Annotated in this window: 9 protein-coding genes, 1 pseudogene and 1 riboswitch; of the genes and pseudogenes, 5 read left to right on the plus strand and 5 right to left on the minus strand. The window is 75.4% G+C overall.

Features of this window, described 5'->3' with window-relative positions; translation table 11 throughout:
- Window positions 1-3 precede the first annotated feature (3 nt).
- On the minus strand, window positions 4-3,612 hold the full coding sequence (cobN, locus tag OTB19_RS01000) for a cobaltochelatase subunit CobN (protein ID WP_267795994.1): 3,609 nt from the start codon (window positions 3,610-3,612) through the stop codon (window positions 4-6).
- Between the two features lie 52 nt (window positions 3,613-3,664).
- A riboswitch (cobalamin riboswitch) is annotated at window positions 3,665-3,743 on the minus strand.
- Between the two features lie 243 nt (window positions 3,744-3,986).
- On the opposite strand from cobN, the gene OTB19_RS01005 reads away from it, so the two are divergent.
- The 3 genes from OTB19_RS01005 to OTB19_RS01015 are packed head-to-tail and all read left to right on the plus strand — an operon-like array spanning window position 3,987 to window position 7,452.
- Window positions 3,987-5,309 carry a cobalamin biosynthesis protein CobG gene (locus OTB19_RS01005; protein ID WP_267795995.1) on the plus strand — a complete coding sequence of 441 codons (1,323 nt, stop codon included), beginning with the start codon at window positions 3,987-3,989 and terminating at the stop codon, window positions 5,307-5,309.
- A complete protein-coding gene (locus OTB19_RS01010; protein WP_267795996.1) occupies window positions 5,306-5,953 on the plus strand; it encodes a precorrin-8X methylmutase in 648 nt (215 codons plus the stop codon). The genes OTB19_RS01005 and OTB19_RS01010 overlap by 4 nt, the downstream gene beginning before the upstream one ends.
- A complete protein-coding gene (locus OTB19_RS01015) occupies window positions 5,950-7,452 on the plus strand; it encodes a precorrin-2 C(20)-methyltransferase (RefSeq protein ID WP_267795997.1) in 1,503 nt (500 codons plus the stop codon). The genes OTB19_RS01010 and OTB19_RS01015 overlap by 4 nt, the downstream gene beginning before the upstream one ends.
- Before the next feature lie 179 nt (window positions 7,453-7,631).
- On the opposite strand, the gene OTB19_RS01020 is transcribed toward OTB19_RS01015, so the two are convergent.
- From OTB19_RS01020 to cbiE, 3 genes are read right to left on the minus strand one after another with little or no spacing between them, the layout of a single operon-like run.
- The gene (locus OTB19_RS01020) at window positions 7,632-8,390 is read right to left on the minus strand and encodes a cobalt-precorrin-6A reductase (protein WP_267795998.1); all 759 of its coding nucleotides are present in this window, start codon (window positions 8,388-8,390) and stop codon (window positions 7,632-7,634) included.
- Complete coding sequence (gene cobM / locus OTB19_RS01025; RefSeq protein WP_267795999.1) at window positions 8,380-9,129, minus strand: precorrin-4 C(11)-methyltransferase; 750 nt, start codon at window positions 9,127-9,129, stop codon at window positions 8,380-8,382. Before cobM ends, OTB19_RS01020 begins: the two co-directional genes overlap by 11 nt.
- Entirely contained in the window at window positions 9,126-10,412 is a 1,287-nt protein-coding gene (gene cbiE, locus OTB19_RS01030; RefSeq protein WP_267796000.1) for a precorrin-6y C5,15-methyltransferase (decarboxylating) subunit CbiE, read from the minus strand. Before cbiE ends, cobM begins: the two co-directional genes overlap by 4 nt.
- A 163-nt stretch (window positions 10,413-10,575) precedes the next feature.
- On the opposite strand from cbiE, the gene OTB19_RS01035 reads away from it, so the two are divergent.
- On the plus strand, window positions 10,576-11,544 hold the full coding sequence (locus OTB19_RS01035) for an oxidoreductase (protein WP_267796001.1): 969 nt from the start codon (window positions 10,576-10,578) through the stop codon (window positions 11,542-11,544).
- Window positions 11,545-11,802: 258 nt separating this feature from the next.
- Here the strand turns inward: OTB19_RS01035 and OTB19_RS01040 are convergent, their stop codons facing one another.
- A complete protein-coding gene (locus OTB19_RS01040) occupies window positions 11,803-12,783 on the minus strand; it encodes a trypsin-like serine peptidase (RefSeq protein ID WP_267796002.1) in 981 nt (326 codons plus the stop codon).
- 173 nt (window positions 12,784-12,956) lie between these two features.
- On the opposite strand from OTB19_RS01040, the pseudogene tsaD reads away from it, so the two are divergent.
- Window positions 12,957-13,889: pseudogene (gene tsaD, locus OTB19_RS01045) on the plus strand (tRNA (adenosine(37)-N6)-threonylcarbamoyltransferase complex transferase subunit TsaD); the annotation flags it as partial.
- Between the last annotated feature and the right edge of the window lie 12 nt (window positions 13,890-13,901).

Raw genomic sequence — 13,901 nt, forward strand, 5'->3', positions numbered from 1 at the left:
GCCCTACTCGGCCTCGCCCTCCAGGTTGCCCTCGGTGTCCAGGTACACCTGGCGCAGCTCTTCGAGGATCCGCGCGTCCGGCTTCTCCCACATGCCGCGCGACTCCGCCTCCAGGAGCCGCTCGGCGATGCCGTGCAGGGCCCAGGGGTTGGCCTCCTCCAGGAAGGCGCGGTTCTCCGGGTCCAGGACGTACGTCTCGGTCAGCTTGTCGTACATCCAGTCCGCGACGACGCCCGTCGTGGCGTCGTACCCGAAGAGGTAGTCCACGGTCGCCGCGAGCTCGAAGGCGCCCTTGTAGCCGTGGCGACGCATCGCCTCGATCCACTTCGGGTTGACCACCCGGGCGCGGAACACCCGGGAGGTCTCCTCCACCAGCGTGCGGGTCTTGACCGTCTCCGGGCGGGTGGAGTCCCCGATGTACGCCTCGGGCGCCGTGCCCCGCAGGGCGCGCACGGTGGCGACCATGCCGCCGTGGTACTGGAAGTAGTCGTCCGAGTCCGCGATGTCGTGCTCGCGGGTGTCCGTGTTCTTCGCGGCGACGGTGATCCGCTTGTACGCCGTCTCCATCTCGGCGCGCGCCGGACGGCCCTCCAGGCCGCGACCGTACGCGTACCCGCCCCACACCGTGTAGACCTCGGCGAGGTCGGCGTCCGTGCGCCAGTCGCGCGAGTCGATCAGCTGGAGGATGCCGGCGCCGTACGTGCCCGGGCGCGAGCCGAAGATACGGGTCGTCGCGCGCCGCTCGTCGCCGTGCTCGGCCAGGTCCGCCTGGGCGTGGGCCCGGACGAAGTTCCGGTCGGCCGGCTCGTCCAGTGAGGCCGCGAGCCGCACCGCGTCGTCCAGCAGACCGATGACGTGCGGGAACGCGTCCCGGAAGAAGCCCGAGATGCGCAGGGTGACGTCGATGCGCGGCCGGCCCAGCTCGTCGAACGGGATCGGCTCCAGGCCGGTGACCCGGCGCGAGGCCTCGTCCCAGACCGGACGCACGCCCAGCAGCGCCATGGCCTCCGCCACGTCGTCGCCGGAGGTCCGCATCGCGCTGGTGCCCCACAGGGACAGGCCGACGGACGGGGGCCACTCGCCGTTGTCCGTGCGGTAGCGGTTCAGGAGGGAGTCGGCGAGCGCCTGACCGGTCTCCCACGCCAGCCGGGACGGGACGGCCTTCGGGTCGACGGAGTAGAAGTTCCGGCCGGTCGGCAGCACGTTGACCAGGCCGCGCAGCGGCGAACCGGAGGGGCCCGCCGGGACGAAGGAACCGTCCAGGGCGCTGACCACGTGGGCGATCTCGTCGGTGGTGCCGGCCAGGCGCGGGACGACCTCGCGGGCCGCGAAGTCCAGCACCGCCGCCACGTCCGCCGAGTGAGCGGCGGCGACCGAGGCCACCGCCTCCGGAGCCCAGTTCGCGTCCTCCATGGCCTGGACCAGCGCGCGGGCCGTCTCCTCCGCCTCGTCGGCGGAGGTGCGGGTGGCCGCGGACTCGTCCAGGCCGAGCGCCTCGCGCAGGCCCGGCAGGGCCGTCGTACCGCCCCAGATCTGGCGGGCGCGCAGGATGGCGAGCACCAGGTTGACCCGGGCCGTGCCGGTCGGGGCGCCGCCCAGGACGTGCAGGCCGTCGCGGATCTGGGCGTCCTTGACCTCGCACAGCCAGCCGTCGACGTGCAGCAGGAAGTCGTCGAAGCCGTCGTCGTCGGGGCGCGCCTCCAACCCCAGGTCGTGGTCCAGCTTCGCGGCCTGGATCAGGGTCCAGATCTGCGCGCGGATCGCCGGCAGCTTCGCCGGGTCCATCGCCGAGATCTGCGCGTACTCGTCCAGGTGCTGTTCCAGGCGCGCGATGTCGCCGTACGACTCCGCGCGCGCCATCGGCGGCACCAGGTGGTCGACCAGGGTGGCGTGCACCCGGCGCTTGGCCTGGGTGCCCTCGCCCGGGTCGTTGACCAGGAACGGGTAGATCAGCGGCAGGTCGCCGAGGGCGGCGTCCGGGGCGCAGGACGCGGACAGGCCCGCGTTCTTGCCCGGCAGCCACTCCAGGTTGCCGTGCTTGCCCAGGTGGATCATCGCGTCGGCGCCGAAGCCGCCGTCCTCGGCGCGCGCCTGGATCCAGCGGTACGCGGCCAGGTAGTGGTGCGAGGGCGGCAGGTCCGGGTCGTGGTAGATCGCGATCGGGTTCTCGCCGAAGCCGCGCGGCGGCTGGATGAGGATCAGCAGGTTCCCGCGGCGCAGGGCCGCGAGGACGATGTCGCCCTCGGGGTTGGCGGAGCGGTCCACGAACATGTTGCCGGGCGCCTCGCCCCAGTGCTCCTCGACGCTCGCGCGCAGATCGGCCGGGAGCTCCCCGTACCACCGCTTGTAGTCGGCGGCCGGGATGCGAACGGGGTTGCGGGCCAACTGTTCCTCGGTGAGCCAGTCCTGGTCGTGGCCGCCGGCCTCGATCAGGGCCCGGATCAGCTCGTCGCCGTCACCCGAGACCAGGCCCGGGACCTCCTCGACGGGGCCGAAGTCGTAGCCGCCGGCGATCAGCGTGCGCAGCAGTTCCACGGCGCTCGCCGGGGTGTCCAGGCCGACCGCGTTGCCGATCCGGGAGTGCTTCGTCGGGTACGCCGAAAGCACCAGCGCGATCCTCTTGTCGCGGCGCTCGATGTGCCGCAGCCGCGCGTGGCGCACCGCGATCCCCGCGACCCGGGCGGCCCGCTCGGGGTCGGCCACGTAGGCGGGCAGCCCGTCCTCGTCGAGCTCCTTGAAGGAGAACGGGACGGTGATCAGACGGCCGTCGAACTCCGGCACCGCGACCTGGGTCGCGGCGTCGAGCGGGGACAGGCCCTCGTCGTTCTCCTCCCAGGTGCTGCGCGACCCGGTCAGGCACAGGGCCTGGAGGATCGGCACGCCGAGCCCGGCCAGGGCGCCCGCGTCCCAGGACTCGTCGTCACCGCCCGCCGAGGCGGTGGCGGGCTTGGTGCCGCCCGCCGCGAGAACGGTGGTGACGACCGCGTCGACGGACTCCAGCTCGGTGATCAGGCCCGGCTCGGGCGTGCGCAGCGAGGAGACGTACAGCGGGAGCGCCTGCGCGCCCTGCGCCTCGACGGCCTCGCACAGGGCGTGCACGAAGGAGGTGTTGCCGCTCATCTGGTGGGCGCGGTAGTAGAGCACCGCGACCTTGGGGCCGTCGGTGCGCTGCGGGGTGCGCTCCAGCGGGCCCCAGGTGGGCGCCGCGGCCGGCGGCTCGAAGCCGTGACCGGTGAGCAGCACGGTGTCGGAGAGGAAGCGGGCCAGCTGGTCCAGGTTGGCGGGGCCGCCGTGCGCGAGGTAGCCGTGCGCCTCGGCGGCGATGCCGATCGGGACCGTGGAGGCCTCCATCAGCTGGGCGTCCGGGGCCTGTTCGCCGGTCAGCACGACCACGGGACGGGTCTGGTCCGGGGCCAGCAGCAGGTCGAGACCGTCCTGCCAGGCGCGCAGACCGCCCAGGAGGCGTACGACGACCAGGTCGGCTCCGTCGAGGAGGCCCGGCAGGTCGGCCAGGGGAAGGCGGGAGGGGTTCGCGAACCGGTACGGGACGGGGCCGTCCGCGGCGCGGGCGCTGAGCAGATCGGTGTCGGACGTCGACAGCAGCAGGATCATGCGGCGGCAGCCTTCCTCGGGGTTTCCGCGCCCCGGGCAGTGAGGACAGCGGGAGTTCCTGACTCACCCCGCGGATCGCTCCCCGGGGTTCACAGTGGCGGGACCGCGCCGGAATCTCACCGGGCTTCCTCCCATGTCGCCGTCCTCGGCGACGGCGGGCCGTGCGGCCCGCCGGTGGTCATCTTAGGGGGGCGGCGTGCGCGGCTCCGTTGCCGGGGGCCCTGCCCCGGGCACGGGGTGTCCCAAACCCCGGCGGGCCGGAAAGTGGCTGGTGGGGGCGGAGAGGGCGGTGGGCGCGGGGCGGGGCGGCCCGGGCCCCCGGGGTGGTGACGGACACAGGTCGGGGGGCGGCAATCCTGGGTATGCTCGCGGCCATGCCCACGCCCCCCTCCGCCGCATCGCGGGAGAAACCCCTCATACGGGACCGCGGTGACGCCTGCCCCGGCGCGCTGCGGCTGCACGCGGCGGACGACGGCTTCCTGGCCCGGGTGCGGATCCCGGCGGGGCTGCTCACGGCCCCGCAGGCCGAGGCCCTGGCGCTCGCCGCGGACCGCTTCGGGGACGGCCACCTGGAGATCACCTCGCGCGGGAACGTCCAGCTCCGCGGCCTCGCCGAGGACTGCGGCGCGGGCCCGGCGGAACTGCTGGACGCCGCCGGGCTGTTGCCGGCGCCCGCCCACGAGCGGGTGCGGAACATCGTGGCGACCCCGATGGCGGGGCTGGAGGGGCCGCACCGGCCCGACGCGCTCGCCTGGGCCCTGGCCTTCGACCGGCTGCTCTGCGCGAGCGCCGGGGCCACCGCCCTGTCCGGGAGGTTCCTGTTCGCCTTCGACGACGGACGCGGGGACGTCGCGGCCCTCGGCCCCGACGTGACCGTGCTCGGCCGGCCCGACGGACGGGCGCTGATCCGGCTCGGCGGGGCCGCCGACGCCGTGGAGGTCGCCGCGCCGCACGCGCCCCGGGCGGTGCTGCTGGCCGCCGCGTACTTCCTCGACACCGCCGCCGCGGCCGGCACCCGCGCCTGGCGGGTCTCCGAACTGCCCCCCGAACACCCCCTGAAAGCAGCCGAGTTGGCCCGACGCTGTGCGGTCGCGGGGATCGAGGCGGTGGACGCGGGCACACAGGCCTGGCCGTACGCGCCGCCGCCCGCGCCTGCGGGGCCCGACGCCGACGGCCGCGGCGCCCTGTGCGTCCTGCCCCCGCTGGGCCGGGCGAGCACCGCGCAGTGGCGGGTCCTCGTCGAGGTCGCGGAACAGGGCCGCGGACAACTGCGCGTCACCCCGTGGCGCGGCGTCGTACTGCCCCCGGGCGACGCCCCCTGGGCCGCCTCCGTCACGGCCCGCATCGAGGACGCCGCACTGGTGCTCGCCCCCGACGGCCCCTGGCAGTCCGTCACCGCGTGCACCGGACGCCCGGGTTGCGCGAAATCCCTCGCGGACGTGCGCGCCGACGCGCGGGCCGTCGTGGACCGCGCGCGCGGCCCGCTGCCCGTCCACTGGTCGGGCTGCGAGCGGCGCTGCGGACACCCGCGCGGCACCGCCTGGGTGGACCTGGTCGCCGGCCCGACCGGCTACCGGCTCGCCGCGCCGGGCCGCCCCGCACGCCACCACGTGCCGGACACCCCCACCGAACTTGCCGCGGCCCTCGCGGACGCCCGCACCACCCCACCAGCCCCCGAACCCGCAGTGAAGAAATGAGCGAGTGCCCCGTGTTTGAGTACGAGAAGGACGGCGCGGCCATCTACCGCCAGTCCTTTGCCACGATCCGCGCCGAGGCGGACCTCTCCGGGCTGCCCGCCTCGGTCGCCCAGGTCGCGGTGCGCATGATTCACGCCTGCGGGATGACCGACCTGCCCCAGGACCTCGGGTACACCCCGGACGTCGTCCTGCGGGCGCGCGCCGCGCTGGAGGCCGGCGCGCCGATCCTGTGCGACGTGCAGATGGTCGCGAGCGGGGTCACCCGCAAGCGGCTGCCCGCCGACAACGAGGTGATCTGCACCCTCTCCGACCCGGCCGTGCCGGAACTCGCCGCCCGGATGGGCACCACGCGCAGCGCGGCGGCCCTCGAAGTCTGGCGCGACCGGGGCCTGTTGGAGGGCTCGGTCATCGCCGTCGGCAACGCCCCGACCGCCCTCTTCCGCCTGCTGGAGATGATCGAGGAGGGCGCGCCGCGCCCCGCCGCCGTCATCGGCGTCCCCGTCGGCTTTATCGGCGCGGCCGAGTCCAAGGACGCGCTCGCCGCCCACCCCTCGGGCCTCGACCACCTGATCGTGCGGGGCCGGCGGGGCGGCAGCGCCATCGCCGCCGCGGCCGTCAACGCCATCGCGAGCGTGGCCGAATGAGCGCCGCCGACGTGACCCCCGGACGGCTCTACGGCGTCGGCCTCGGCCCCGGCGACCCCTCCCTGATGACCCTGCGCGCCGTCGAGGTGATCGCGGAGGCGGACGTCGTCGCGTACCACTCCGCCCGCCACGGCCGCTCCATCGCCCGCTCGATCGCCGCGAAGCACCTGCGCGCCGACCACGTCGAGGAACCGCTGGTCTACCCGGTCACCACCGAGACCACCGACCACCCCGGCGGCTACCAAGGCGCGATGGAGGAGTTCTACGAAGCCTCCGCCGCCCGCCTGGCCGCCCACCTCGACGCCGGCCGGACCGTCGCCGTGCTCGCGGAGGGCGACCCGCTCTTCTACGGCTCGTACATGCACATGCACAAGCGCCTCGCGGACCGCTACCGGGCCGAGGTCATCCCCGGCGTGACCTCGGTGAGCGCCGCCGCCGCCCGCCTGGGAACCCCGCTGGTGGAGGGCGAGGAGGTGCTGACCATCCTGCCCGGCACCCTGCCCGAGGAGGAGCTCACCGCCCGGCTCGCCGCCACCGACTCGGCGGTCGTGATGAAGCTCGGCCGCACCTTCCCCGCGGTGCGCCGGGCCATGGAGAACAGCGGCCGGCTCGCCGAGGCCCGCTACGTCGAGCGCGCCACCATGGCGGGCGAACGCACGGGCCTGCTCGCCGACACCGACCCCGACAGCGTCCCGTACTTCGCCGTCGCCGTGGTGCCCAGCCGGATCGGCAACCCGGGCAGCGTGCCGTCCGGCCCCGGCGAGGTCGTCGTGGTCGGCACCGGACCGGCCGGCCCGCTGTGGCTGACCGCCGAGACCCGGCGCGCACTGGCCGACGCCGAGGTGCTGGTCGGGTACACGACCTACCTGGACCGCGTCCCGGTGAAGCCGGGGCAGGTCCGGCACGGCTCCGACAACAAGGTGGAGTCGGAGCGCGCCGAGTTCGCCCTGGACCTCGCCCGCCGCGGCAAGAGGGTCGTCGTGGTCTCCGGCGGCGACCCCGGCGTCTTCGCGATGGCCACGGCCGTCCTGGAAGTCGCCGGCCAGGACGCCTACAAGGACGTGCCGGTACGGGTCCTGCCGGGGGTGACCGCCGCCAACGCCGCGGCCGCGGCGGCCGGGGCGCCGCTCGGCCACGACTACGCCACCGTGTCGCTCTCCGACCGGCTCAAGCCGTGGGAGGTCATCGCCGAGCGGCTGCGCGCCGCCGCCGCGGCCGATCTGGTGCTCGCCCTGTACAACCCGGGCTCGCGCAGCCGCACCTGGCAGGTCGCCCAGGCCAGGGAACTCCTGCTGGAACTGCGCTCCCCGCAGACCCCGGTGGTCGTCGCGCGGGACGTCGGCGGCCCGGAGCAGTCGGTGCGGATCGTGACCCTCGCCGAACTGGAGCCGGCCGAGGTGGACATGCGCACGATCCTGCTGATCGGTTCCTCGCAGACCCAGGTCACCGAGCGGGCCGACGGCTCCCGGGTGACGTGGACCCCGCGCCGCTACGCCTGACCGGTCGAAGCCACGACCGGTCGAACCAAGACCGGTCGAAGCCGAGACCGGTCGACACGAAGGCCGTTCGACGCGACGCTGGTTGACGTGACGACCGGTTGACGCGGCGACCGGGGCCCGGGGCGGTGGCCGTCCCGGGCCCCGGCCGCGCGGGCGGTCACCGGCCCCGATGGGGCGGTTCAGGCGCGGAAGCCGGTCAGCCGGGCCAGTGCCGCCTCGACGGAGTCCGCCTCCGGCACGCCCTCGGGCACCGGCGGTCGCCGCACGACCAGCACCGCGATGGCCGCCTCGCGGGCGGCGACGAGCTTGGGGGCGGTGGCGTCGCCGCCGCTGTCCTTGGTCACCAGGACGTCGATCCGGTGCCGGGCCAACAGCTCCCGCTCGTCGGCGAGGCCGAACGGCCCCCGCGCGAGCAGCACTTCGAGGCGCGGCGGCCGCTCCCCGTCCGGCGGGTCCACCGAACGCACCAGGAACCAGGGCTCGGTGAGGTGCGCGAAGCGGTGCAGGCCCATCCGGCCCGTGGTCAGGAACACCCGGCGGCCCTTCTCCGGGAGCAGGGCGGCCGCCGCGTCGAGGGAGTCGACGAACGTCCAGTCGTCGCCGGGGCCCGCGATCCAGCCGGGGCGGCGCAACGCGAGCAGCGGCACGCCGGTGAGTTCCGCCGCCCGCGCCGCGTGGAAACTCATCCGCTCCGCGAAGGGGTGGGTGGCGTCGACGAGGTGGGTGACCCGGTGGGCGGTCAGCCAGGCCGCCAGCCCCTCGACCCCGCCGAAGCCGCCGATGCGGGTATCGCCCGGCGGCAGCACCGGCGCGCCGACCCGGCCGGCCAGGGAGGTCGTCACCCGCAGCGGGGTCCGCTCCAGCGCCTCCGCGAGCCGGCGGGCCTCCGTCGTGCCGCCCAGGATCAGCAGGTGACCGGAGTCCCCTTCAGCAGACATGCCGGTCGCGTTCGGCGGAGTACAGGTGACTGTCGCGGAACTGCTCCGCGACCAGGGTACGACCCACCACGATCACCGCGGTGCGCACCAGCCCGGCGGCCTTCACCTGCTCCGCGATGTCGGTCAGGGTGCCGCGCAGGATCAACTCGTCGGGACGGCTGGCCATCGCGACGACCGCGACGGGGCAGTCCGCCCCGTAGTGCGGCAGCAGTTCCTCGACGACCCGGTCGACGTACCGCGTCGCCAGGTGCAGGACCAGCAGCGCGCCGCTGCGGCCGAGCGTCGTCAGGTCCTCCCCGGGCGGCATCGGGGTGGCCTGCTGGGCGATCCGGGTCAGGATCACGGTCTGCCCGACGGTGGGCACGGTCAACTCCCGCTTCAGCGCGGCGGCCGCCGCGGCGAACGCCGGTACGCCCGGGACCACCTCGTAGGGGATGCCGGCCGCGTCCAGGCGCCGCATCTGCTCGGCGACCGCGCTGAAGATCGACGGGTCGCCGGAGTGCAGCCGTGCCACGTCCAGGCCCGCCTCGTGCGCCCGGGTGAACTCCGCGACGATCTCGTCCAGGTTGAGCCGGGAGGTGTCGATCAGGCGGGCGTCGGCGGGGCATTCGGCCAGCAGCTCGCGCGGCACCAGGCTGCCCGCGTACAGGCAGACGGGGGCGGCGGCCAGCGTCCGGGCACCGCGCACGGTGATCAGGTCGGCGGCGCCGGGGCCCGCGCCGATGAAGTACACGGTCATGTCTGGTCCTTCTCGTTCTCGTTCTCGGTCGTCCGGTCCGTCGTCGGGTGCGGTTTGGTGACCGACCACTGGGTGACCGCCATCGCCTGCCGCCAGCCCGTGAAGCCGCCGACCGGCACGGCGTGCGCGACGGCCAGCTTGACCAGTTCGCCCCCGCGGCGGCGGTAGTGGTCGCCGAGCACCGCCTCCGACTCCAGCGTGACCGTGTTGACGACCAGCCGGCCGCCGGGCGCCAGCGCCGTCCAGGCCGCGTCGAGGAGACCGGGCGCGGTCAGGCCGCCGCCGATGAACACCGCGTCGGGGGCGGGCAGTCCGATCAGCGCGTCGGGGGCGGCGCCGAGGACGACCCGCAGGCCGGGCACGCCGAGGGCGGCGGCGTTGCGGGTGATGCGTTCGGCCCGCTCGGGGACGCGTTCCACGGCCACCGCCCGGCAGGAGGGGTGGCTGCGCATCCACTCGATGCCGATGGAACCGGAACCGCCGCCGATGTCCCACAGCAACTCGCCGGGGGCCGGGGCGAGGGCGCACAGGGTCGCGGCCCGCACGTGCCGCTTGGTGAGCTGGCCGTCGTGCTCGTACGCGGTGTCGGGCAGGCCGGGGGTGGAGCCGATCCGGGGCGCCGGGGAGGCCGGGTCGCGACGGCAGTCCACGGCCACCACGTTCAACGGGTCGCCCGGCGGCCGGTCCCAGCCGTCCGCGTGGCCCTCGTACGCGTCCTCGTGCTCGGAACCGAGCTGCTCCAGCACCCGCATCCGGCTCGGGCCGAAGCCCCGCTCCCGCAGCAGTGCGGCGATCTCGCCCGGCGAGCCGGCGCCCGCGCTGAGCACGAGGACCCGCCGGCCCTCGTACAGGGCGGCGGCGAGCCGGGCCACGGGGCGGCCGACGACCGTGACGACGTCGGTGTCCTCCACCGGCCAGCCGAGCCGGGCGCAGGCGTACGACACCGAGGAGGGGTGCGGGAGGACGTGCAGGGCGTGCGGTCCGAGTTCCTCGCAGAGGGCGCGGCCGATCCCGTAGAACATGGGGTCGCCGCTGGCCAGCACCGCGATCCGGCGGCCCGCGTGCTCGGCCGTCAGTTTCGGGACGGCCGGGCGCAGCGGGCTGGGCCAGGCGACCCGTTCGCCGGGGCAGGCGTCGGCCGGCAGCAGGTCCAGTTGGCGGGGCCCGCCGATCAGCACCTCGGCGGAGGTCAGCGCGGTCCGCGCGGCGGCGGTGAGCCCGGCCCAGCCGTCGGCGCCGAGGCCGACGACCGTCACGGGGAGGGCGGGGGGTGCGGAGCTCACTGCGTGGACCTCGGGGGAGGGGGAAGCGGATGGACCCGCAGCCTACTGGCCTGCGCGTGTGCCCGGCCCCCGGGGTGACGGGGCCCACGTGCGGGCCCGCGTGCCGGCCCTGCGGGACCCATGGTGTTACCCTCAGTAACCACGTCGTCGTGAGGGAGTCGAGATGCCCGGCTGGAACGTCAGGAACATCCCCGACCAGAGCGGCCGCACCGCCGTCGTGACCGGGGCCAACAGCGGCATCGGGCTGGTCGCCGCCCGCGAGCTGGCCCGCGCCGGGGCCGGGGTCGTCCTGGCCTGTCGCAGCGCGGCCCGGGGCCGGGCCGCGGTGGGGCGGTTGCGGACCGAGGTCCCCGGCGCCGACGTGGAGTTCATGCCGCTGGACCTCGCCGACCTCGGCTCCGTGCGGGAGTTCGCCCGGGACTGGTCGCGGGCCCACGACACCCTGGACCTGCTCGTCAACAACGCCGGCGTGATGGCCCTGCCCCACGGCCGCACCGCCGACGGCTTCGAGAGCCAGTTCGGGATCAACCACCTCGGTCACTTCGCCCTGACCGGGCTGCTCCTGCCCCGTGTCCTCGCCGCCGGCGACGGGGCGCGGATCGTCAACCTCTCCAGCGCCTTCCACGCCCTCGGCGACCTCGACCACGACGACCTCAACTCCGAACGCGGATACCGGCGCTGGATCGCCTACGGGCGCTCGAAGACCGCCAACCTCCTGTTCACCCACGAACTGTCCCGGCGCCTGGCGGCCGCCGGCTCCGGGATCGTCACGGCCGCCGCCCACCCCGGCTACGCCTCCACCAACCTGCACGCCGGGGCGGCCCCCCGGGCCGGGCGCACCTTCACGTCCCGGATCGCCGTCGCCGCGAACGCCGCCGCGAACGCCGCCGTCAACGCCGTCGGCATCGCCGTCGTCGCGCAGTCCGCCGAGGCCGGCGCGCTGCCCACCCTGTACGCGGCCACCGCCCCCGGGGTCCGGCCCGACGCGTTCATCGGGCCGAGGCTCGGCTGGCGCGGGGCGCCCGCCCGGTCCTGGCGGGCCAAGTGGACCCTCGACGACGCGTCCGGGGAGCGGCTCTGGAGCGCCTCCGAGAAACTGACCGGGGTGTCGTACCCGTGGCCGGCGCGCTGAACGGCCGCCGCCTCCGGGGTCGACGGCCGACATCCGCCCCCGGCAGGCCCTTGGCGCGCGCCGCGGCCGCCGTCACGGGCGCCCCGAAGTGAGCCCGTCCGCCCCCGGGACGCCTCCGGGCGCCCCGGACGGGCCCTGAACCGGACCCCGCCGTCCCCGGACACTCGGCGGCATGGACGACGACGCTACGGACAACCACCCAGCCCCCGGGCTCCCTCCGAGGCGCAGGCGCACCCCGCGCGGATCACGGGAGCCGCCTCAGGGGGAGCCGGTCGCCCGCGCGTAGAGGGCGCGGGTGCCCTCGTCGAACCGACTGCTGTACGAGGTCGTCTCGTCGCCGCCGCCGTCACGGCCGCCGACCACCCCGATCAGGGCGGGTCCGTCGGTCAGGATCGGGCCGCCGCTGGTCCCGTTCGGTACGCCCGCGCAGTCCAGCCGCACCTGCGCGGGCCCTTCCGCCCGGGCCGTGTTGAAGCAGTCCACCGGCTGTTCGGCGTCATTCGGATAGCCCACCACCCGTGCGGGCGCGGGCAGTCGGGGGTCGAACCGGATCGCGGGCGCGCCCGTGACGTCCTCCAGCCGCTCCCCGGGGTGCCCGGGGCGGCGCACCCGCACGAAGGCCACGTCGTGATCGGGGTCCGCGGACTCCGTCCAGCGGGGGTCCACCTCGATCCGGGTGGGCACCCAGACGCCGTACGGCGCGACGCCGTCCCGGTAGCCCGGCACGAAGGCGAGGTTGGTGCGGAAGCCGCCCCGGTACACGCAGTGGGCGGCGGTGACGAGGAGGTCCCCGTCGGGGGACTGCACCACGCCGGCGGAGCAGTGGTGGTCGGCGTCCCAGTCGCCGCCGGGGGAGAACAGCGCGCCGATCGCGGGCTCGGGCGCGGTGCTCCGGGCCTCCAGGGGGGAGGAGGGGCGCCAGTCGCCCTCCCGCCGCGACCGCACCGGGGTCGCGGATCCGGCCGGCTCGGCGGCCGCCTCGGAACCGGCGGGGGTCGGGGTGTCGTCGCGCGGCGCCTCGACCTCCACCACGAGCCCGTCCAGGACCGCCGCGGCCGTCCGGTCGGCGCGTTCCGGGTCCTGGAGGTAGGTGCCCCGGGCCGGGTCCCCGTCCGCGAGGTGCGCGGCGACGACACGCAGCTCCCACACGACCCAGGAACCGGCTCCCACCAGGGCGAGAACGATCCCGAGCAGCACGAAGCGGACGCGTCTCGCCCCGCCCCCCGCCTTGCCGACCATGTGGTGCTCCCGCTCCCGTTCCCGAAGATCCCTCGTCGACCCGTCCGACGGGTACGACGTGCCGGGGGTTCCCGAAACGGCACGTGTCCGTGCTCACAGCCCGTGCACGGACGGGCGGATGACGCCGCTACCCTTGTTGCGAACCATTCGCAACAAGGGTTGAAGGTGTCGTCGTGGGATCTCCGGTGGTACTCGGCATCGAATCGTCCTGCGACGAGACCGGTGCGGGGATCGTGCGCGACGGACGACTCCTCGCGCACGTCGTCGCGTCGAGCATGGACGAGCACGCCCGCTTCGGCGGAGTGGCCCCCGAGATCGCGGCCCGCGCCCACCTGCACGCCTTCAACCCGGTCGTCCGCCAGGCGCTCGACCAGGCCGGGCTGCGGATGTCGCAGCTCGACGCGATCGCCGTCACCACCGGGCCCGGCCTCTCCGGCGCGCTCCAGGTCGGGCTCGCCGGCGCCAAGACCCTCGCCTACGCCCTGGACCTGCCGCTGTACGGGGTCCACCACCTGGCCGGACACGTCGCCGCCGACACCCTGGAGCACGGGCCGCTGCCCGAGCCCTGCATGGTCCTGATCTTCTCCGGCGGCCACACCTCGCTGCTGCTGGTGCGCGATCTCGTGCGCGAGCCGATCCTGCACCTCGGGGACACCCTCGACGACGCGGCCGGAGAGTGCTTCGACAAGGTCGCCCGGGTCCTCGGCCTGCCCTACCCGGGCGGGCCGGCCGTCGACCGGGCCGCGCGGGACGGCGATCCGAAGGCCGTCGCCTTCCCCCGCCCGCTCACCGGCGGCCCCCGCGCCGGCGACCCGTACGCCTACTCCTTCTCCTTCTCCGGGCTCAAGACCGCCGCCGCCCGCTGGGTCGAGGGCCACCGGCTGCGCGGCGAGGAGCCGCCGGTCGCCGACGGCGCGGCCTCCCTCCAGGAGGCGGTGGCCGACGTGCTGACCCGCAAGGCGGTCGCGGCCTGCAAGGAGTACGGGGTCCGGACCCTGGTGGTCGTCGGCGGGGTGGCCGCCAACTCCCGCGTGCGCGACCTCGCGGAGCGGCGCTGCGCCTCCGCCGGGATCGAACTGAGGGTTCCGCCGATGACCCTGTGCACCGGCCCGCCGGGG

It is taken from the genome of Streptomyces sp. H27-H5 (assembly GCF_026627505.1).
GTDB lineage: Bacteria > Actinomycetota > Actinomycetes > Streptomycetales > Streptomycetaceae > Streptomyces.